Raw genomic sequence first — 20,605 nt, 5'->3', positions numbered from 1 at the left:
TGTGAAGCGGTTTTCCGTCCGGAATTGCGAAAACATGTCTCGTTCCTCAATTCGAGGTGGCCGGCAAATAGCTGTAATGGCTACGGAAATAGGCGATCCTGAAGCCAAGACGGGCATAGTTGCGATAGGCGGGTCCGTCGCGTTCCTCGTGCGGAGCCTCGATGTCGGCGACGAACAGTTTCGCACCGGCCGCCAGACCGTCGCGGACCAGCGCTTCGCCAAGCACTGCGTCGAGATCGAAGCTCGGCGCCATGATGCCCGGCACCGGCGCGTCGATGCCGCTCCAGGCCGCGCCGTCGACTCCGATGAACAGTGAGCGCACCGCCAGCACGGCGCCGTCCCGCTTCAGCATGTAATGATGCCAGCCCCTGCGGCCGACCAGCGCCAGCAGCCAGGGCGAGGTGGGCAGCCTGTACTGGCGATCGATGAAGCCGGCCCATTCGGTAGCGGTTGCCTGCGTCACCCGCTCGACCGAGACCCCGTCTGCGGCGAACAGCGGTTCGGTTGGTAACGGCTCTGCCTTGCGATAGATCCGTTCCCAGCCGCCCTGGCGCTGCAGGCCGCGCGCTTCGAGCCAGCATCTGAGCCGCGAAGGTGCGGTGTGCGGATTGACGTAGAACCAGGGCCGCGAGATGCCGGCGGCGCGGTAATGCGCCAGCAGCATGTCGAGTTGGCTTTCGGTGGCCGGGCTGTCGACGCCGAAATTCTTCACGCAGTTGAAATGGATGAACGGGATGGTCGTGCAGGTGGTCCAGGCGAGGTCGCCTTCTCCCGCGATCGAAAGCCCTTGCCTTGCGGCGAAATCGGCTGGCGCGGCTGCATAGAGGTCGAGCCACGCATTGACCTCGGCGCGCTCGATGGCACGGCTGGAGTCATCCGACACGTCCTCGATCGCCATGGCCGGCGGATGCGGCACCGGCACAATCACGGGTTCCAGTTCTGACAGGGCGGATGACATGGCTTCCCCTCCCGAAATTTCCAACCTTACAATGTAAGATTAGTGGAGGATAATATTATAGCCAGGCTTGTCAAGCTGGATGTGGCGGCACCTCGGCCCTGCTTTCCGGTGACGCCATCGGCGCCCGCCATTTTATCCCTAACAAGTTGATTCAAACTTTGTTGGTAATTTATCGTTAGGAATCGTGTCTGCCGGCGGCAATCCGCCTTCGGCCTGTTTTGTTCTGTGTACAGGTCCAGATGCGGTTCTCAGGCGTCGTCAGTTTCGTGCTTGCATCGCTGTGCCTTGCCGGCTGCTCGTCAACATCGGGCATGGACGCCTTGCAGGTGCCGTCCAACGAGACCACCAGTTCCGTCGTCAGGCCGAGCGCGCCGGTGACAAAGGCCGTCGCCATAGACGAAACCGCGACGACCGTGGAGACCACCTCGATGGCCGGCGACGCCCGTATCAGGCCGCCGGCGTCGCTGCCTGAAGAGAATGCGCGACCCTTCGGCCTGGCCGAGGAAGAGACGGTGGCGTTCCCCGCGCCGGATCTTCCCGACAGCGTCGAGCCGCCGGTAGAGCCGGCAGCGCTTATGTCGCCGCCAAAGCGGCTGTCGCGCGCGGCGCCCGCGATGCTGGCCGGCCCCGTCACCCGCTATGGCTTTCGCGATGCCAAGCCGATCAACTTCGGCCGGGCCTCGCCGCGCCACCTTGCCGTGCACGGCGTCGACGTTTCGCGCTGGCAGGGCAACGTCAACTGGGACAAGTTGCGCGCCCAGGGCGCCAACTTCGCCTATATCAAGGCGACCGACGGCGGCGATCATCTCGATCCGATGTTCAGGACCAACTGGCGCAATGCCGATGCCGCCGGGCTGAAGCGCGGCGCCTATCATTTCTTCTACTGGTGTCGCACCGCCGGCGAGCAGGCCGACTGGTTCATCCGCAACGTGCCGCGGGTCGAGGGCGCGCTGCCGCCAGTGATCGATGTCGAATGGAACGGCGAATCCTCCTGCAAGCGGCGGCCGTCGCGCGAAACGGTGCTGGAGAAGATGCAGGTGTTCATGGAGAAGCTGGAACGCCACTACGGCCAGCGGCCCATCATCTACACCAGCCCCGACTTCTATCGCGACAATTTGCGCGGCGCCTTCCTCGACTATCCGTTCTGGCTGCGCGCCGTGGCGCGCCATCCATCAAAGGTCTATCCCGACCGCAAATGGCTGTTCTGGCAATATTCCGGCTCCGGCCTGTCGCACGGGGTGAGGGGCCGCATCGACCTCAACGTCTTCCATGGCGACGAGCGTGCCTGGCGGGCCTGGGCCGGCGGACAGATGACCGTCGCCGACGCGGACTGAGAAGCAGCGGACGCCGCCGACTGCGCACGCCTGAGGGTATTTTCAGCGTTTTTCTAACGATCCGCTCACCTTTTTCCTTAGCGCTCCCGCAACGCCCGGTTGGTAACATCCGCGTGATCATGCATGTGGCGCAAAAACCAAGCGGCCACGCATGAAGACGATGGGGCATGGAGGGGTCGATGCGCAATCCGGTTCTGGCAATCGTTTTTGTGGCCGCTGTTGGCTACGGCTTTTTCAACGCCATTGGTCACATGCGGAGCGACAAGCCGATGGCCATCCCGGCGGCGGCGCCCGGCGCCTCGTCGACGGCGCCGCGCCCGATGACGGAAAACGTCGTCGCCTATTCCACCGAAGACCAGGCGATGCAGGCCGCCAAGCAGAAAGGCCATTCGACGCTGCCGCGTTTCCACGAGCTGATGGCCGCCGGCACGCCCGGCACCTACACGGTGAAATTCCCGCTGACGCAGAACGGCGCCACCGAGCACATCTGGATGCAGCTCACCGGCTACGGCGACGGCCACTTCGTCGGCCTGCTCGCGGACGAGCCGGTCAACGGCACCAGATACAAGCTGGGCGACCGCGTGACGGTAGCGGAGGCCGACGTCGAGGACTGGATGGTCAAGAATGGCGGCGATGTCTATGGCGGTTACACGGTGCGCCAGGCGTTCGCCGACATGCCCAAGGAACAGGCCGCGAAATACGGCATCACATTCAGGGATTGAGGTGGCCGAGCCCCGGGGCCGCCGCCTGAAAACCTATCGGCCCTCGCGCCGTTCGCGCTCGCGTATCTCGGCCGTCTGGGCCAGCACCCAGTCGCGGAACACCTTGATCTTGGGTGTATTGCGACGGCTTTCCAGATGCACCAGCCAATAGCCGTCGCCATCGGATCCAAGCACGTCGAATGGCTGTATCAACTGGCCCTTGGCCAGCAGGGCGCTGTAGATGTTGCGGGTGAGGATCGCAGCACCCCGATCGGTCAGCGCCGCCATTGCATCGTAGGCCTGCGAACCCAGCGTCGGGCCCGCGATGACGCGATCGGGCTCGAAGGGAACACCAGCCGCCTCGAACCAGATTTTCCACCAGGGATCGTCGGCACAGCATAGCGCCACCTTGTAGAGATCCTCGGGGCGGTGGATGCCACCGACACTCTCGGCCAGTCTCGGGCTGAGCATTGGCGTGTAGTCTGCCTTGAACAGATAGTGCGCCGTCAGGCCGGGCCATTTTCCGGTGCCGGTGCGGATCCCGATATCCATGTCCTCGCGTGTGAAGTCGACCAGCCGGGACGATGTATTCACCTTCACTGCAAGATCCGGATGCATCAGCTGGAATGTTCCAAGCCATACGGCCAGCCAGTTCGAGGCAAAGGTTTCCATGGTCGTCACGGACAGCACGCCGGTCGCTCCGCCCTTGGTGGCGACCCACGCGTCCGCCAGGGCCGAGAAGGCGCCTGTTGCGTGCGGCGCCAGCTGCTGTCCAGCCTCGGTCAGCGCAATCTGCCTTGTTTTTCTTATGAAAAGCGGCGTTCCGGCGCGTTCTTCCAGCACCTTGATCTGATAGCTTGCCGCCGACTGCGTCATGCCGAGTTCTTCGGCCGCCTTGGTGAAGCTGCCCAGCCGCGCAGCGGCTTCAAAGACGCGAATGGCCCCCAGCGGCGGTAGCTCCCAGCTCATGACGCATCAATCCTCCTGATGCATGGTACGCGACGTTCGATTGGAAACCAAGGCCGGAAAACGGCATGCTTTGTCCATCAGATCGAAACCCGAAAGGACACGGCAATGACCACCACCATCGCTCTGTACAACTCGCTTCGTCGTCCGGTGCTCGACCTCTTCATCGCGCCGTTCAGGCCCCGCACGCGCGGCCTGCTCGACCGCCGGTCGCTGTCGGATCATTTCCTGCGCGATATCGGCATGCTCGACGGACGCGTTCCTCCCGGCGGCAGCCGCTGAGGAAACTCGTTGACCAAGGAGGGAAAGATGGATGTGCCACCGGAGGCTCTGGCGAAGAGCCGTCAAACGATCAGTGCCTATGAGGATTATGCTGAGCGCTACGACGCAATCGTGCGGCATGTTCCCAATGCGAGAGAGCAGGCATCGCTGAAGCGCCTTGTGGCGATCGCCGGCACAAGCGGCCAGATTCTGGAAGTCGGGTCCGGAGCGGGATACGACGCGGACTTTCTAGAAGGCTTGGGCGTCAAGGTCCGGCGCACCGACGCGACGAAGCGGTTTCTCGAGCTGCAGGCCACGCGCGGCAAGCACGGCGAGCTTCTCGATCTCCTCACCGATGACCTCGGCGGTCCCTACGACGCGGTCCTGGCGCTCGCCGTCCTGATCCACGTGCCTCGCGACCAGGCCGACCAGGTCCTTGCCAAGATAGCCGGATCGCTGCGGCCCGGCGGCGCCTTCCTCGTATCGATGCGCAACGGCGACGGCGATACGGGCGGCGAATATCATACGGTCTACTGGCGCAGGGACGACTTCGCGGCCCGTCTCGAAGGTGCCGGGCTGGTACTGATCAGGGACGATTTCAACCTGGGCCGGAACGACGAAGAATGGAACACATTCCTGGCTGTACGGCCGGCATGACGGCAAAGGCGGTGCGCCCCTCCTTCTCCCCTTGTGGGAGAAGGTGGATCGGCGCATAGCGCCGAGACGGATGAGGGGTGTGTGGCGGAACGCAACCCCTCTCTTATGTAAATGAGTACAAGACGTTATGGCGCTCCTGCGCAGCCGATGCAGCCCGGCACATAGGCGGAAAAATTGTCTCCGCCTTTTCGATCACTACCGCGTAACGCATGTCGTCAATCTTAAGCCGAGCTATCTGAGGATGTTGTTCGCCTAGACTGAGAGCCAGCATCGATGTCAAATAGCTCAATCTGAACCGGGTTAACCTCGTCCGGTTTGGAGCTATTATCGATTATCTTCAGTATCTCCTCTCGAGACCTAGCCAAGCGAAAAAGGCGATAACTCGCAACTTTTTGGTTCCGTTCGACAAAGGCTCTTAGGATGCTGCTCGCCTTCTCAATCAAGCCAATAGCTATCGTCGTCTCCGCCAAGGGGATTGAGGCTCGGCGCATTAGTTCGCCAACGACGAAAAGCAGATGAAAATGACCTTCGATCAGCCACGTTTCTTCAAACGAATTTCGAGTAACTGATGCCTGCCAAGCCAAAACCTCTTTCCTACGGCGCTCGATTGCGGAGTAGCACTCGTGGGCCGCAATAATTATTTCGGGTGTCACAGCATGAGGATTGAACGCTTCTTCATAAAGGTCACCAAATATATCGTTCGAGTTAGTTTTGCTTTTTGTGGGTTCTCCGCAAAGATAGGATAGGAGAAGCTGGCCGGCTCTCGCAGCATCGATGTTTTTCATTCCTGGGCGCGGCGCGTTTTCCCCGCGTTTTCTGACATAAAAATAGTTATGAGGGCGAAGACACTCGACTAACTGACGCTGCAGGTTGTCGTTTGCTCTCAAATCGCGATTCAGAATGCGACTCTGTGTGTTGCTCGCCAGTGCTACGCGCTCAATGAATGTACTATCGTTTGTTTCGATGATTTTTACGTGAACATAGCCATTGTCGAGATCGGCCATGGTTCCGATCGAAACTGAATGAATTACGGTCGCGGTTTGGCAACCATTAACGATCTGGGGGTTCACCATCGTTATGGGGTGTCTGCCATTCGCTACAGAGACTATCTGATCGCAAACGATTGTGAGCCCGGAGTTCAAGAACCAAAAATCGCTTGCCTGTCCCGAGAGCAATGTTTTCCGAATTTCCCTATTAACGTCATTGTCTAAACCAAGAAAATATCGAACATTCTGCCATATTAATCGTTCGTCAAACGCTTTATTATCTGCGCTGAGAAACTCAGTCAGTTCCTTCAACGAAACCTTTACCAGAATTGCCCGCTTATTGGCTTCTTTTACGCTGAATGCTGCATCGGCAGACGGAACGAGCTTCTTCTGGAACCGGGGCTTAGTGGCCTTTACGACGCCGTGAGATAGCTCAAATAGGCCGTACTCAAACAGCGCAATCTCATGACGGCTTAGAGCTTCAACTAAGCGGTTGTGAGCATCTTTTTGAAGCGTAGCCTGATTTGAAAAGAGATGTATGGAGATACGATAGCTATCTTCCGCAAAGATATCCCATATTTCCCTCACTTTTGCAGCTAAAGGGCCGTTGCATGTTTTAAGCATATCCTCGCGATTAAGGACGAGGTCTTCGATGAAAGAGATTATTTTGTCAATTTCGTCGCCGGGGAAGTTCTTCCGTGAATTCTTATAGGAGACAACTGTTTTGCAAGATGCAATATTTATTACGCGATTGTCATGGTCAATATAAACAATATCGACTCCGCGGTCATCGAAGCCGTCCACGATATACTCGTCGACTTCCGATTGAGGTAAGCCAAAGACAGTTTCCAGAGCGAGTCTAGAGAATGCATTGCTACGCGAGACGCTGGCGCTCTCACGTTCCCGTATGCCGCTTTCAACGACGCCGAAATCTAGGATTGTCGGCGTCGTTGCATTTACGACTTTTGGACTCAATCAGATCCCCTCAGCTGCACCCGCTCGTCGAACCACACGTATCGCACTTCTCGCAGGTGCCGTTCCGCACCATGGTGAAGTTGTGGCATTCCGAGCATTCGTTGCCGGTGTAGCCCTGCAGCAGCGACTGCTGGCGCCGTGTCGCGGCGAGCTTCTTTGCCTCGGCGGCTTCCTGCGCGGCGGCGTCGGTGAACAGCGCCTCGGTGCTGGAAGCCTCGGCTTCCTCTTCCACGATGTCCTCGGCCAGTTCCTTGGCCCGCTCTTCATAGTCGCGCTTGTAGGCGATGGCCTCGTCGCTCGCCGGCTTTAGCGTCAGCACGTTGGAGCCGGAGAACGCGGTCGGGGCTGCGCGGGCAGGGGCCGTCGCCGGGGCCGAACCGCCAAAACCCTTGGGTTCGCCGACGCCCGAGACCAGCTTGACCGGAGAAACGCCACGGGTCAGGCCCTTCGAGAACGGCGTCGCCTTGCCTTCGGTGATGCCGCGGCCGAGCGCCGTCTTGTCGAAGTCCGACTGGTCGACATGGGCGAGGTCGTGGCGGGCGAGATAGGACACGGCGAGCTCGCGGAACACGTAGTCGAGGATCGACGTCGCGTTCTTGATCGCGTCGTTGCCCTGCACCATGCCGGCCGGCTCAAACTTGGTGAAGGTGAAGGCCTCGACATATTCGTCGAGCGGCACGCCGTACTGCAGGCCGAGCGAGATGGCGATGGCGAAGTTGTTCATCATCGCGCGGAAGGCGGCACCTTCCTTGTGCATGTCGATGAAGATCTCGCCGAGGCGGCCGTCGTCGAACTCGCCGGTGCGCAGGTACACCTTGTGGCCGCCGACAACGGCCTTCTGGGTGTAGCCTTTGCGGCGGTTCGGCAGCTTCTCGCGGTCGCGGTAGAGCCGCTCCACCACGCGCTCGACGATCTTTTCCGTCACCTGCACGGCGCGCTGCGCGGCCGGCGCGGCGATCAGCTGCTCAACCGCCTCGTCCTCATCCTCCTCGCCATCGGCGAGCAGCGAGGCATTGAGCGGCTGCGACAGCTTCGAGCCGTCGCGGTAGAGCGCGTTGGCCTTCAGCGCCAGCTTCCACGACAGCATGTAGGCGCTTTTGGCGTCCTCCACCGTCGCTTCGTTCGGCATGTTGATGGTCTTGGAGATGGCGCCCGAGATGAAGGGCTGCGCCGCCGCCATCATCAGGATGTGGCTGTTGATCGACAGCGAGCGCTTGCCGATCTTGCCGCACGGGCTGGCGCAGTCGAACACCGCGAGATGCTCGGCCTTCAGGAAGGGCGCGCCCTCCAGCGTCATCGCACCGCAGACATGGATGTTGGCGGCCTCGATGTCCTTCTTCGAGAAGCCCAGCGCCGGCAGCATCTCGAACGAGAAGTCACCGAGCTGCTCGTCGGTGAAGCCGAGCGTCTCCTTCACCCAGTCGGCGCCCAGCGTCCACTGGTTGAAGACGAACTTGATGTCGAAGGCCGACTTCAGCGCCGCATTCAGCGCCGCGATCTTGTCGTCGGAAAAACCCTTGGCCTTCAGCGAGCCGGGGTTGATGCCGGGCGCCTGGTTGAGGTTGCCGTGGCCGACAGCGTAAGCTTCGATCTCGGCGATCTGGCTCTCGGAGTAGCCCAGCGTGCGCAGTGCCTCCGGCACGGCGCGGTTGATGATCTTGAAGTAGCCGCCGCCGGCGAGCTTCTTGAACTTCACCAGCGCGAAGTCGGGCTCGATACCGGTGGTGTCGCAATCCATGACCAAGCCGATCGTGCCGGTCGGCGCGATCACGGTCGCCTGCGCATTGCGGTAGCCATGCTCCTCGCCGAGCTCGATGGCGCGGTCCCAGGCAGCCTTGGCGTGCTCGGCGAGCGCCTGCTGCTTCAGGTCGGAAGCGACCAGCGGCACCGGATTGACGGCGAGCTTCTCGTAGCCGTCCTTGTCGCCGTAGGCGGCGCGGCGGTGGTTGCGCATTACGCGCAGCATGTTCTGCGCGTTGCGGTCATAGTCCGGGAAGGCGCCGAGCTCGGCGGCCATCTCGGCCGAGGTGGCGTAGGCCGTGCCGGTCATGATCGCGGTGAGCGCGGCGCAGATGGCGCGGCCCTCGTCGGAATCGTAGGGGATGCCCGAGGTCATCAGCAGGCCGCCGATATTGGCGTAGCCGAGGCCGAGCGTGCGGTACTCGTAGGAGAGCTTGGCGATTTCCTTCGACGGGAACTGCGCCATCATCACCGAGATTTCGAGCACGATGGTCCACAGGCGAACCGTGTGCTCATAGGTGGCGATGTCGATCGTGCCGTCGGCATTGCGATAGGGCAGCAGGTTGATCGAGGCCAGGTTGCAGGCCGTGTCGTCGAGGAACATGTATTCCGAGCACGGATTGGAGGCCCGGATCGCACCGGCCGAGGCGCAGGTGTGCCAGTCGTTCATCGTCGTGTTGAAGTGCAGGCCGGGGTCCGCCGATGCCCAGGCGGCGTAGCCGATCTTTTCCCAGAGGTCCTTGGCCTTCAGCGTCTTCAGCACCTTGCCGTCCTTGCGGGCGGTGAGTTGCCAGTCGCCATCGGCCTCGACGGCGCGCAGGAAATTGTCCTTCAGCGACACCGAATTGTTGGAGTTCTGGCCGGAAACGGTGAGGTAGGCGTCCGAATCCCAGTCGGTGTCGTAGGTCTTGAACGACATCGAGGTGTAGCCCTGCTTGGCGAACTGGATGACGCGGTAGATGTAGTTCTCCGGCACGGCGTCCCTCTTGGCCGCCTTGATCTCGCGCTTCAGCGCGGTGTTGATCGCCGGATCGAAACAGTCGTCGTCATGGCCTTCGCAATTGACGCAGGCCTTCATGATCGCTTCGAGATGCTTCTTGACGATCTTGGAGCCGGTCACCAGCGAGGCGACCTTCTGCTCTTCATTGACCTTCCAGTCGATGAATTCCTCGATGTCCGGGTGGTCGACATCGACGATGACCATCTTGGCGGCGCGGCGCGTCGTGCCGCCCGACTTGATGGCGCCCGCCGCGCGGTCGCCGATCTTGAGGAAGCTCATCAGGCCGGACGAACGGCCGCCGCCGGACAGCTTTTCGCCTTCGCCGCGCAGCAGCGAGAAGTTGGAGCCGGTGCCCGAGCCGTATTTGAACAGGCGCGCCTCGCGCACCCACAGGTCCATGATGCCGCCCTCGTTGACGAGGTCGTCCTGCACGCCCTGGATGAAGCAGGCGTGCGGCTGCGGATGCTCGTAGGAGGACTTCGACTTGGTCAGCTTGCCGGTGAAGGGATCGACATAGAAGTGGCCCTGGCTCGGGCCGTCGATGCCGTAGGCCCAGTGCAGGCCGGTGTTGAACCACTGCGGCGAATTCGGCGCGACGCGCTGCGTGGCCAGCATATAGGCAAGCTCGTCACGGAAGGCGCGCGCGTCGTCCTCGGACTTGAAGTAGCCGCCCTTCCAGCCCCAGTAGGTCCAGGTGCCGGCAAGACGGTCGAAGACCTGGCGGGCGTCGGTCTCGGAGCCATAGCGCTCGGCCTCGGGCAGCTTGGCAAGCTCGGCCTCGTCGGCGACGGAGCGCCACAGGAAGGAGGGGACGTCGTTCTCCTCGACCTTCTTCAGGCGCGCGGGAACGCCAGCCTTGCGGAAATATTTCTGCGCCAGGATGTCGGCGGCGACCTGGCTGAACTGCGCCGGCACGTCGATGTTGTCCAAGCGGAAAACCACCGAGCCGTCCGGATTCTTGATCTCGGAAAGCGCCTTGCGGAATTCGATCTCCGCGTAGGCAGATTGTCCTGGCTTGGTGAAACGACGCTCGATGCGCATTGGTCCGGTCCTTTGTGTCTATATATAGCGCTTTTTCCCCAGGGATTCATGCCCCAAAGCGAAACGCGCGGTCCGCCGTTTGCCGGCATCTTGACAACGCCGGCATCTCCTTTCGCAGTCGCCGCCCGCTCCGTTGGCCAAACTTCTTGCGAAGCGCCTACCCAACCCGCCGACGAACCCCTGCGGGTCCCTCAAAACTGAAACTTTTTTCGCGATTCCCCCGATCGAGGGCTTCACATTATCTAGCGCCGAACCTGCCTGCAAACACTAAATATAGTGTTAACAGAGTATTTTTTCCAGGCCGACAATTCTCCCTATCCGCCACCCAAGCCCCAACAATCCCAACGCTTCCGCCGGCCTCGTGAACAGGCGGAAATGTGGGCAAAACGCACAAAATCCGGGAAAAAAGACCGGCCTCGAAACTCTCCGGTCGCGCTCTCAACAGGGGCGCATGGCCTATAAAAGGCGACTCGTTTTGCGCCGTCAAGGATTCGTTTGCGTAGCTTTTGTGACCCCAATATCTTGTGTGTCACAGATGTGGATAACGGGGACAGAAAAGCGCGCCGGAGAGTCCGGTTTTGGCGACCGTTGGCAGGCGCGCGCAGGGCCACCCGGGCGATGCCGTCGCTCCGCCTTTTCATTTTAGCTGGCTTGCACTATGTCTTGCCCTTCGCGCGGGGGGGCGTCTTGTCAACCGGAAAAGCATCCGCTACGCCCCGCTCATGACAGTAACCGTCCGTTTCGCCCCGTCGCCGACCGGCCGCATCCATATCGGAAATGCGCGCACCGCGCTGTTCAACTGGCTGTTCGCCATGAACAACAAGGGCCGTTTCATCCAGCGCTTCGACGACACCGACATCGCCCGCTCCAAGCAGGAATTCGCCGATTCCATCCTCTACGACTTGCACTGGCTGGGCATCTTCCCCGACGCCACCGAATACCAGTCGCGACGCGTCGATATCTATGATGCGGCGGTCGAGCGGCTGAAGGCCGCGCGCGTGCTCTATGCCTGCTATGAGACGCCGGAAGAGCTCGACCTGCGTCGCAAGGTGCGCCGCACCCGCGGCCTGCCGCCGGTCTATGGCCGCGAGGCGCTGACGCTGACGCCGGAGCAGGTGGCCGAATACCAGTCGGACGGCCGCAAGCCGCACTGGCGCTTCCTGCTGCCCAACTTCACCAGCGACCCGCTGCAGCCGGAGCGCACCGAGGTCCACTGGAACGACCTGGTGCGCGGCGAGGAGACCGTCGATCTTGCCTCGCTGTCGGATCCGGTGCTGGTACGCGAGGACGGCACCTATCTCTACACGCTGCCTTCGGTGGTCGACGACATCGAGATGGGCGTCACCCACGTCATCCGTGGCGACGACCACGTCACCAATACCGGCGTGCAGATCGCGCTGTTCCAGGCGCTAGAAGCCGAGCCGCCGGTTTTCGGCCACCACAACCTCTTGACCACGGTCTCGGGCGAGGGCCTGTCGAAGCGCACCGGCGCGCTGTCGATCGAGAGCCTGCGTGGGGATGGCATCGAGCCGATGGCGGTGGCCTCGCTGGCGGTGCTGGTCGGCACCTCGGAGAATGTCGCCGCCGCGCACGACCTTGCCGAACTCGCCAGCCATTTTGACCCGGCCGCGACCTCGAAGTCGGCGGCCAAGTTCGATCCGGATGAGCTTTTCGTGCTCAACCGCACGCTCATGCACCATATGCCGTTTGCCGAAGCGCGCGACCGGCTGATCGTTCTGGGCATTTCCGGCGACAGGGCGGAGCCGTTCTGGCTGGCGGTGCGCGGAAATCTCGACAGGCTGGCCGACGCGGTTGTCTGGTGGCGCATCGTCGATCAGGGGCCGCAGGAACCGGCGGAGTTTTCCGGCGAGGACCGCGACTTCCTGCATCAGGCGTTCGACCTGCTGCCGGAGGAGCCGTGGAACGGGACCGTCTGGAAGGACTGGACCGGCAAGATCCGCGAAGCAACCGGGCGCAAGGGCAAGGCGCTGTTCATGCCGCTCAGGCTGGCGCTTACTGGACAGCCTTCCGGGCCGGAGCTTGCAGATCTATTGCCCCTGCTGGGTCGGGAAGGAACGATGGCCCGACGACCCTGACCTTGCGTTGTTCCGGCGGCAGCGCCGATACCGGCGACGTCGTCGGCTTTTGAGCCAGGCGCTTGATGGCGTCGCGATCGAGCCCGCCCACGGCATTGGCCAGCGTCTCGGGATCGGCGCCCGGATCCGGCTTGCCGCCAGGCGCGGGAACGAACGGCGTCGTGGCCGCGTCGGGCTCGGACTGTTCTGGTCTCGGCGGATTGCCTGCGATGATTTCGAAGTTCTCCGCTTGCGCGTTGCAGCCGCAGGCCGGCGGCCGCATCACGTTGGTCTGCTTGTAGAGATAGGCGGTCGGCAGCTCGCTGTATGGCCTGCCGGTCGCCGACGAGGTCATCGCGCCGGCGTCGCCATCCATGTCGCGCGTGTAGAACACCTGCATCTCGGTGCCGGGGCAGCTCGATTCGCAGTTCTTCTGGTCGCGCTCGAAATCGCCATACGAGGCGGCGTTCGACATCGGGAAGAAATAGCCGTCGCAGGTGCGCACGCAGACGGTGCGGAATTCGCCGTCCAGCCGCGGCAGGTCCATGCCGTCGGGCTGGTTGATCACCCGGCGGATGTTGCGTTCGCTGGGATCGTCTGGCGGCACATCCGATACATCGGGAGCATTGAGCGTTTCGATCTCGCGGTCGCCGCCGCCGAAAAGCTGTTCGAACAGATTGCCGCTACCATTGTTGCGCGCGCTCTCCTCGAGCGGAACGCGCCCTGGCGCGATCTCATCGTCGCGGCAGCCATTGGCGTCGAGCGCCGCAAGGATACGGCTTCGGTCGCGCCGCGAGCCGCCCCCGGCAAGCCGCTCGCGCTTCGTCAGCAAGGCGTCGAGATTGGCGTTCATCCGATCGATGTTGGCGTTGATCGCCGCGCATCTGTTGACGTTGCGCGAAAACAGCGAAAAGCCGCAACCGGCATCGCTCGCCCGGTTGCGCGCCTTCGCCAACTGCTCGCGCTGGCGCGCGACGGCGTCGTCATATTTGCGGATCAGGTTCGGTCCGCCACCACCGCCGCGAGCAGCAGTGAGTTCATCTTCAAGCTGGCGGCAGATGCGCGAGGCGGCCTGCGGCTCGGTCACGGCGACGACGGACACCGCCAGCGCCGCAAGCAGCGCCGCAAGGTGGGTCAGCTTCAACCCCGCGCCCTTCATTCGCCTGAAACCCCGATTGCCAGCTCGTCGCTAAAGCTAGCCCGTCCGCGGTTAAACCTGTCTTTACTCTACAACCGGACGCAGTTGAGTCTGCAACCAACGTGACGGCAGCTTACCGCCAAATCCGGTCTCAGCCCAGATTGACGACCGCCTGCGCCTTGTGCGCCGCCTCGACCACCGCCAGCGCCGTCATGTTGACGACGCCGCGCGAGGTCACCGACGGCGTCAATATATGCGCCGGCTTGTCGGTGCCGAGCAGGATCGGCCCGACATGCAGCGCATCCATCATGGTGCGCAGAGCCGTCAGCGTGATGTTGGCCGAATCGAGGTTCGGGAACACCAGCAGATTGGCCTCGCCCCTCAGCCGCGAATGCGGATAGACGCGCTGGCGCAGGTGCTCCGACAGGGCCGAGTCGGCATGCATCTCGCCGTCGCTCTGCAATTCCGGCGCGATGCGAGCCAGGATCGCCGCCGCTTGCCGCATCTTCAGCGCGCTGGGGGAATCGCGCGAGCCGAAATCCGAGTGCGACAGCAGTGCTGCCTTCGGCTCGATGCCGAAGCGCTGGATCTCCTCCGCCGCCAGCACCGTCATCTCGGCGATCTCCTCGGCCGTCGGATCGACCGAGACATGGGTATCGGTCAGGAAGATGATGCCGCGCTGCGAGATCAGCATCGAGAGCGTGGACAGATCCCGGTCCTTGATGCCCGCGCGCGGACCTATGATCAGCGTCACGTTGCGCAGATGCCGCTCGAAACGGCCTTCGAGGCCGCAGACCATGGCATCGGCATCGCCGCGCTTCAGCGCCAGCGCCGCGATCACCGTGTTGTCGGTGCGCACCATGGTGCGTGCCGCTTCCGTCGTCACGCCGCGCCGGCCAGCAAGCTCGATCAGCAGGTCGACATAGTGGCGGTAGCGCGGATCTTCTTCCGGGTTGATCAGGCCGAAATCGACGCCGGGCTTGATGCGCAATCCGTAGCGCTTCAGCCTGACCTCGATGACATGCGGACGGCCGATCAGGATCGGTTCGGCGATGCCTTCCTCCAGCACCACCTGGGCGGCGCGCAGCACGCGTTCGTCTTCGCCGTCGGCATAGATGACGCGCTTGGCGCTGGATGCCTTGGCCGACGAGAACACCGGCTTCATCACCAGCCCGGAGCGGAAGACGAAGCGGTTCAGCTTGTCGATATAGGCGGCGAAGTCGGCGATCGGCCTGGTCGCCACGCCGGTGTCGCAGGCGGCCTTGGCGACGGCCGGCGCGATGCGCAGGATGAGGCGCGGGTCGAAGGGCGAGGGGATCAGGAAGTCGGGCCCGAAGATGGGCGTCTCGCCGGAATAGGCGCGCGCGGCAACATCCGACGGCTCCTCGCGGGCAAGGGCGGCGATCGCCCTGACCGCCGCCATCTTCATCTCCTCGTTGATGGCGCTGGCGCCGCAGTCGAGCGCGCCGCGGAAGATGTAAGGAAAGCAAAGCACATTGTTGACTTGATTGGGAAAATCGGAGCGGCCGGTGCAGATCATCGCATCCGGCCGCGCCGCGCGCGCGACCTCCGGCATGATCTCCGGATTGGGGTTGGCCAGCGCCAGGATCAGCGGCTTCGGCGCCATGTGCTGCAGCAATTCCGGCTTGAGTACGCCGGCGGCTGAGAGACCTAGGAAGACATCGGCGCCCGGAATGACATCGGCCAGCGTGCGCGCCTCCGTGTCCTTCACATAGGGGTCCTTCCAGCGGTCCATCTCCTCGAGACGCCCCTTGTAGGCGACGCCGAAACGGTCGGTGACCCAGATGTTCTCGACCTTGGCGCCGAGCGAGACCAGAAGGTTGAGGCAGGCGAGCGCGGCCGCACCGGCGCCCGACGTGACGATCTTGATGTCGGAAATCGTCTTGCCGGCGAATTCCAACCCGTTGAGCACTGCGGCGGCGACGATGATCGCCGTACCGTGCTGATCGTCATGGAACACCGGGATGCCCATGCGGGCCTTGAGCTGCTCCTCGACCTCGAAACATTCCGGCGCCTTGATGTCCTCGAGATTGATGCCGCCAAAGGTCGGCTCCAGCGCCGCGACCGTTTCGACCATGCGCTCGATCTCCGGCGCGTCGATCTCGATGTCGAAGACGTCGATGCCGGCGAACTTCTTGAACAGCACCGCCTTGCCTTCCATCACCGGCTTCGAGGCGAGCGGCCCGATATTGCCGAGGCCGAGCACCGCCGAGCCGTTGGAGACGACGCCGACCAGGTTGGCTCGCGCCGTATAGTCGGCGGCGGTCGCCGGGTCGTCGCGGATTTCGAGGCAGGGTGCGGCAACGCCCGGCGAATAGGCGAGCGCCAGGTCGCGCTGGTTGCCAAGCGGCTTGGTCGCCTGGATTTCGAGCTTTCCGGGAATGGGATGCTTGTGGAAATAGAGCGCGGCCTCGTCGAGGTCGGATCGGGCCGGTTTCTTGTTCTCATTGTCCATGCCGGCCCTCCTCACGCTGCTGCTTCGCTGCCTTTTAGAGCAATTCCAGGAAAAGTGTGAAACGGTTTTCCGTCCGGAATTGCGTCAAAGCAAATAGCTGAGCGGTTCAGCGTTTCCGAAAAACGCTGAACCGCTCTAGCATGCGAAGCGCGCTTTTCGCGACGGCAAATGACGCAATCGCGAGCGAAAGGACCGAGCGCAGGAAGATTTAGCTATTTCATAGGCTTGCGCTGAATTTCTGCGAACGCGTCGAGTCTTCTGATCAGAACGCGCTGACGTAGAGGCCGCCATCCACCGGAATGTTCTGCCCGGTAAGATAGCCGGCATGCACCGAGCATAGGAAGGCGCAGATCTGGCCGAATTCCTCGGGCGTGCCGAGACGTTTTGCGGGCACGTCGGCGCTGATGCGGGCTTTCCGCGCCGCCGCTGCCGCCGGCTCCTCGGCCGTGCCGGCTTCATGCGGGCCGCGCAGCCGGTCGGTGTCGAGCTTGCCGGGCAGCAGGCTGTTGATGGTGACGTTGCGGTCGACCACCGTGCGCGCCACGCCGGCCAGGAACGAGGTCAGGCCGGCGCGCGCGCCGGACGAGAGGTCGAGCCCGGGGATCGGCACATAAACCGACAGCGAGGTGATGTTGACGATGCGGCCGAAGCCGCGCTTGGCCATGCCGTCGACAACCGCCTGGATCAGCTCGATCGGCGTCACCATGTTCTGGGTGACGCCTTCGAGGATCTTGCCACGGTCGAGCGTGCGGAAATCGCGCAGCGGCGGCCCGCCATTGTTGTTGACGAGGATGTCCGGATCGGGACAGGCGGCAAGCAGCGCCTTCTGCACCTCGGGCTTCGACACGTCGCCGGCGATCTCGATCACCTTGACGCCAGACTTTTCGCGAATCTCCGCGGCGGTCTTTGCCAGGAGCTCGGCATTGCGGCCGTTGACGACGAGATCGCAGCCGGCCTCGGCCAGCGCAATGGCGCAGCCGCGTCCCAGCCCCTTGCTTGAAGCGCAGACAATGGCCTTCTTTCCGCGAATGCCGAGATCCATGACGGTATTCTCCCTTGATCAAGCGCGGCAAGCTAGCCCTTCGGCTGGACCAATCGCAACCGTCATACGGTTGTTGCATGAATCGGGGCATAGGCTCTGCGAAAGCAACGGTGACAAGCTATGTCCGGCCCAGAGCCCCGCACTTTCCGCTCAATGTTCATCTCCGACATCCACCTGGGGTCGAAGGCGGCCAAGGCCGACTTCCTGATCGATTTCCTCAGACACCACGACGCCGATATCATCTATCTGGTCGGCGACATCGTCGACGGCTGGCGGCTCAGGCGCAGCTGGCACTGGCCGCAGAGCCATAATGACGTCGTGCAGAAACTGCTGCGCAAGGCGCGCAAAGGCGCCAGCATCACCTACATCGCCGGCAACCACGACGAGTTCGCCCGCCAGTTCCAGGGCGTGCATTTCGGCGGCATCGTCGTCGCCGACCGTGCCATCCACGAGACCGCCGACGGCCGGCGCCTGCTGGTCATCCATGGCGACCAGTTCGACACCGTTGTGCACAATCAACGCTGGCTCGCCTATCTCGGCGACTACGCCTATGACGCGGCGATGATGGTCAATCGGGTGATCACAAAGCTGCGTCATCTGCTCGGCCTGCCTTACTGGTCGTTCTCGTCCTGGGCCAAGGTCAAGGTCAAGAAGGCGGTGAACTTCATCGGCTCGTTCCAGACGGTGCTGAGCGAGGAAGCGCGGCGCTCGCATGTCGACGGCGTCATCTGCGGCCACATCCACCATGCCGCGATCGAGAACTACGGCGACGTGCAATACATCAACACCGGCGACTGGGTGGAAAGCTGCACCGCCGTGGTCGAGCATTTCGACGGCCGCATGGAAATCCTGACCTGGGCCCATGTCCTGCCCGAGGCTCCGGCCGGCAAGGATGTGCTGGTTCCCGTCAACATCAAGGGCAGGGTGGTGCAGGCGGCGTGAGGCCGGGCCCCCGGTAATAAAGGCCCCGCGCCAATCGGTTAGTCCAGCCGGTTTCGCCCGGTTTTTCTCCATGTTAAGGGATCGACATACGTCGCGGCCGGTCGACCGTGACGTGATTGGATCGATTCATGTCCCTGCCGCCGCTCTCGCCAGAACAGCTCGTCAAGCCACGCCATTTCGAGCTGCGCATGAGCCTGATCTTCGCCACGCTCTTCGTGTCGCTCGGCACGCATCTGCCCTACTTCCCGCTCTGGCTGCAGGCCAAGGGTTTCCATGTCGGGCAGATCGCCGTCATCCTCGCCGCGCCCATGTTCCTGCGCGTGGTGACGACGCCGCTGCTGACCGCATTGGCCGACCGGGCGAGGGACCGCGCCCATGTCTATATCGCGCTGGTCGCGGCCTCGATGGTGCTGGCCGCCGGTTATTTCCTGCCGCCGACCTACGCCGTCGTGCTCGCCGTCTCGCTGGCGCTGACCATCGTCTGGACACCGCATTCGCCGATCGCCGATTCGCTGGCGCTTTCGGGCGTGCGCCGTTTCGGCTCCAACTACACCAGCATGCGCAAATGGGGCTCGATCTCTTATCTTTGCGCCAATGTCGTCGGCGGCTTCATCCTGGCGCGCACCGGCGCCGAGGCGGTGCCGGTAATCATCTTCGTTGCGCTCGGCGCGGCGCTTGTCGCCGGATTGCTGGCGCCGAGGCTCGGCCGTCCGCGCCGCGCCTCGCCGCTGTCGGCGACCGACATCCAGCATTCGGCGCCGAAGCTTCTCAATGCCTATTTCCTCTATTTCACCCTTGGCGTCGGCATCATCACCGCCAGCCACGCCTATCTCTACGGCTTTGTCTCGATCTACTGGAAGTCGATTGGCATCAGCGACACCGTGGTTGGCCTGCTATGGGCCTGGGGCGTGGTGTCCGAAGTCGGCATGTTCTTGTTTTTCAACCGTATTTTCAACTCTGTTTCGGTCGTCAGGGTGATGCTGATCGCCGGCATCGGTTCGATCGTGCGCTGGATCGCCTTTCCGCTGATCTGGCCGCTCGGCCTTGGCGTCGCCGGCTTCTTCGGCGTCCAGACGCTGCACGCGGTGTCGGTGGCGATGGTTCTGATCGGCTTGCAGAAGATGATCGGCGAGACCGTCTCGGAGGAACGAACGGGTGCTGCGCAAGGCATCGCCTATTTCTTCAACGGCTTCTTCATGGCTGTGGTGACGCTGGCGTCGGGCTGGCTCTATGACCGCTTCGGCGTCGACGGCTTCCTCGCCATGATCCCCATCGCGCTCATCGGGCTGGCGCTGATTGCGCTCGCGGCGCGCTCAACCCCACAGCGTCCTGTCGGGGGGTAGCACCAGCGATCCCTGGTAGACGAGGCCTGGCTCGCGGTCCCTCGCGAGCAGCAGCGGACCGTCGAGATCGACGAAATCGGCGCCCTGCGCCAGAAGCACGGCCGGCGCCATCGCCAGCGAGGTGCCGACCATGCAGCCGACCATGATGCGGAAGCCGAGCGCGCGGGCGCGCTCGCGCAGCACCAGCGCCTCGGTCAGCCCGCCGGATTTGTCGAGCTTGATGTTCACGGCATCATAAAGTCCGACGAGGGCCTCGAGGCCCTTCGCCTCGTGCACGCTTTCGTCGGCGCAGATCGGCACCGGATGCGCGATCTGACTCAGGATGCCGTCGCGGCCGGCCGGCAGCGGCTGTTCGATCAGCGTGATGCCGTGCTCGGCGGCGAAGGCGAGGTTTTCGACGATATTGTCGTCCGTCCAACCCTCATTGGCGTCGAGGATGATGCGGCTGGCGGGCGCCGCTTCGGTAACGGCTCGGATGCGGGCCATGTCGTTGTCCCCGCCGATCTTGACCTTGAGCAGTGGCCGCGCCGCGTTGGCGCGGGCCTGCGCCGCCATCGCCTCCGGCTCGCCCAGCGAGAGCGTGTAGGCCGTCTCGAGCGCCCGCGGCGGAGCAGCGCATATCGCATCCGCCACCGGCGTGCCGCTCAACTTCGCTTCCAGGTCCCACAAGGCGCAATCGACGGCGTTGCGGGCCGCACCCGCCGGCATGGCGTCGAACAGCGCGATCCGACCGATGCCCCCGGCGAGCTGGCCGCGCATGCCTTCGATCGCCTCGCGCACGCCATCCATGGTCTCGCCATAGCGCTTGTAGGGGACGCATTCGCCGCGCCCGGCATGCCCGCTTTCACCGATCGTCACGGTGATGACTTCCGCCTCGGTCTTCGAGCCGCGCGAGATGGTGAAGGCGCCGGCAATGGGGAAACGCTCGGATTCGACCGAAATGACACGCGCCATATTTTTCTTCTCGGGC

15 protein-coding genes are annotated in these 20,605 nt (G+C 62.9%); 7 read left to right on the top strand and 8 right to left on the bottom strand.

Going from position 1 to position 20,605, the window contains the following annotated elements; translation table 11 throughout:
- Nucleotides 1-46: 46 nt before the first annotated feature.
- Entirely contained in the window at nt 47-958 is a 912-nt protein-coding gene (locus JG743_RS18810) for a hypothetical protein (RefSeq protein ID WP_202292288.1), read from the bottom strand.
- A gap of 239 nt (nt 959-1,197) precedes the next feature.
- Here JG743_RS18810 and JG743_RS18805 point away from each other — a divergent pair, with 239 nt between their 5' ends.
- Both JG743_RS18805 and JG743_RS18800 read left to right on the top strand, forming a co-directional pair.
- Entirely contained in the window at nt 1,198-2,292 is a 1,095-nt protein-coding gene (locus JG743_RS18805) for a glycoside hydrolase family 25 protein (RefSeq protein WP_202292287.1), read from the top strand.
- Nucleotides 2,293-2,471: 179 nt separating this feature from the next.
- On the top strand, nt 2,472-3,014 hold the full coding sequence (locus JG743_RS18800) for a DUF2314 domain-containing protein (RefSeq protein ID WP_202292286.1): 543 nt from the start codon (nt 2,472-2,474) through the stop codon (nt 3,012-3,014).
- Nucleotides 3,015-3,047: 33 nt separating this feature from the next.
- Here the strand turns inward: JG743_RS18800 and JG743_RS18795 are convergent, their stop codons facing one another.
- A complete protein-coding gene (locus tag JG743_RS18795; RefSeq protein ID WP_202292285.1) occupies nt 3,048-3,962 on the bottom strand; it encodes a LysR family transcriptional regulator in 915 nt (304 codons plus the stop codon).
- A gap of 105 nt (nt 3,963-4,067) precedes the next feature.
- On the opposite strand from JG743_RS18795, the gene JG743_RS18790 reads away from it, so the two are divergent.
- Both JG743_RS18790 and JG743_RS18785 read left to right on the top strand, forming a co-directional pair.
- Nucleotides 4,068-4,241 carry a hypothetical protein gene (locus JG743_RS18790; RefSeq protein WP_202292284.1) on the top strand — a complete coding sequence of 58 codons (174 nt, stop codon included), beginning with the start codon at nt 4,068-4,070 and terminating at the stop codon, nt 4,239-4,241.
- A 27-nt stretch (nt 4,242-4,268) separates the two neighbouring features.
- Entirely contained in the window at nt 4,269-4,877 is a 609-nt protein-coding gene (locus JG743_RS18785) for a methyltransferase (RefSeq protein ID WP_202292283.1), read from the top strand.
- Between the two features lie 221 nt (nt 4,878-5,098).
- Here JG743_RS18785 and JG743_RS18780 read toward each other — a convergent pair whose 3' ends face one another.
- Together JG743_RS18780 and JG743_RS18775 are read right to left on the bottom strand one after the other, a co-directional pair.
- A complete protein-coding gene (locus JG743_RS18780) occupies nt 5,099-6,838 on the bottom strand; it encodes an AIPR family protein (protein ID WP_202292282.1) in 1,740 nt (579 codons plus the stop codon).
- A gap of 10 nt (nt 6,839-6,848) precedes the next feature.
- Nucleotides 6,849-10,619 carry a vitamin B12-dependent ribonucleotide reductase gene (locus tag JG743_RS18775; protein WP_202292281.1) on the bottom strand — a complete coding sequence of 1,257 codons (3,771 nt, stop codon included), beginning with the start codon at nt 10,617-10,619 and terminating at the stop codon, nt 6,849-6,851.
- A gap of 722 nt (nt 10,620-11,341) precedes the next feature.
- Between JG743_RS18775 and gltX the strand changes: the two genes are divergently transcribed.
- Nucleotides 11,342-12,715: a glutamate--tRNA ligase gene (gene gltX, locus JG743_RS18770; protein WP_202292280.1), complete on the top strand. Its 1,374-nt coding sequence runs from the start codon at nt 11,342-11,344 to the stop codon at nt 12,713-12,715.
- Here the strand turns inward: gltX and JG743_RS18765 are convergent.
- The 3 genes from JG743_RS18765 to JG743_RS18755 form a co-directional block, all read right to left on the bottom strand.
- The gene (locus JG743_RS18765) at nt 12,633-13,853 is read right to left on the bottom strand and encodes a DUF2865 domain-containing protein (protein WP_202292279.1); all 1,221 of its coding nucleotides are present in this window, start codon (nt 13,851-13,853) and stop codon (nt 12,633-12,635) included. The two genes, gltX and JG743_RS18765, sit on opposite strands and share 83 nt — an antisense overlap.
- A 130-nt stretch (nt 13,854-13,983) precedes the next feature.
- A complete protein-coding gene (locus JG743_RS18760; protein ID WP_202292278.1) occupies nt 13,984-16,308 on the bottom strand; it encodes an NADP-dependent malic enzyme in 2,325 nt (774 codons plus the stop codon).
- Between the two features lie 262 nt (nt 16,309-16,570).
- Nucleotides 16,571-17,350, bottom strand: coding sequence for an SDR family oxidoreductase (locus JG743_RS18755; RefSeq protein ID WP_202292277.1), 780 nt, complete (start codon nt 17,348-17,350; stop codon nt 16,571-16,573).
- A gap of 153 nt (nt 17,351-17,503) precedes the next feature.
- On the opposite strand from JG743_RS18755, the gene JG743_RS18750 reads away from it, so the two are divergent.
- Together JG743_RS18750 and JG743_RS18745 are read left to right on the top strand one after the other, a co-directional pair.
- Nucleotides 17,504-18,292 (top strand): UDP-2,3-diacylglucosamine diphosphatase, encoded by a 789-nt coding sequence (locus JG743_RS18750; protein ID WP_202302719.1) that lies wholly within the window; start codon nt 17,504-17,506, stop codon nt 18,290-18,292.
- Between the two features lie 128 nt (nt 18,293-18,420).
- Nucleotides 18,421-19,635: an MFS transporter gene (locus tag JG743_RS18745; RefSeq protein ID WP_202292276.1), complete on the top strand. Its 1,215-nt coding sequence runs from the start codon at nt 18,421-18,423 to the stop codon at nt 19,633-19,635.
- Here JG743_RS18745 and dgcA read toward each other — a convergent pair.
- Complete coding sequence (dgcA, locus tag JG743_RS18740; protein ID WP_202292275.1) at nt 19,606-20,589, bottom strand: N-acetyl-D-Glu racemase DgcA; 984 nt, start codon at nt 20,587-20,589, stop codon at nt 19,606-19,608. The genes JG743_RS18745 and dgcA overlap by 30 nt on opposite strands.
- Nucleotides 20,590-20,605 lie beyond the last annotated feature (16 nt).

This window comes from Mesorhizobium sp. 131-2-1 (assembly GCF_016756535.1).
GTDB lineage: Bacteria > Pseudomonadota > Alphaproteobacteria > Rhizobiales > Rhizobiaceae > Mesorhizobium.
This window is presented reverse-complemented; position numbering and strand designations above follow the sequence as displayed.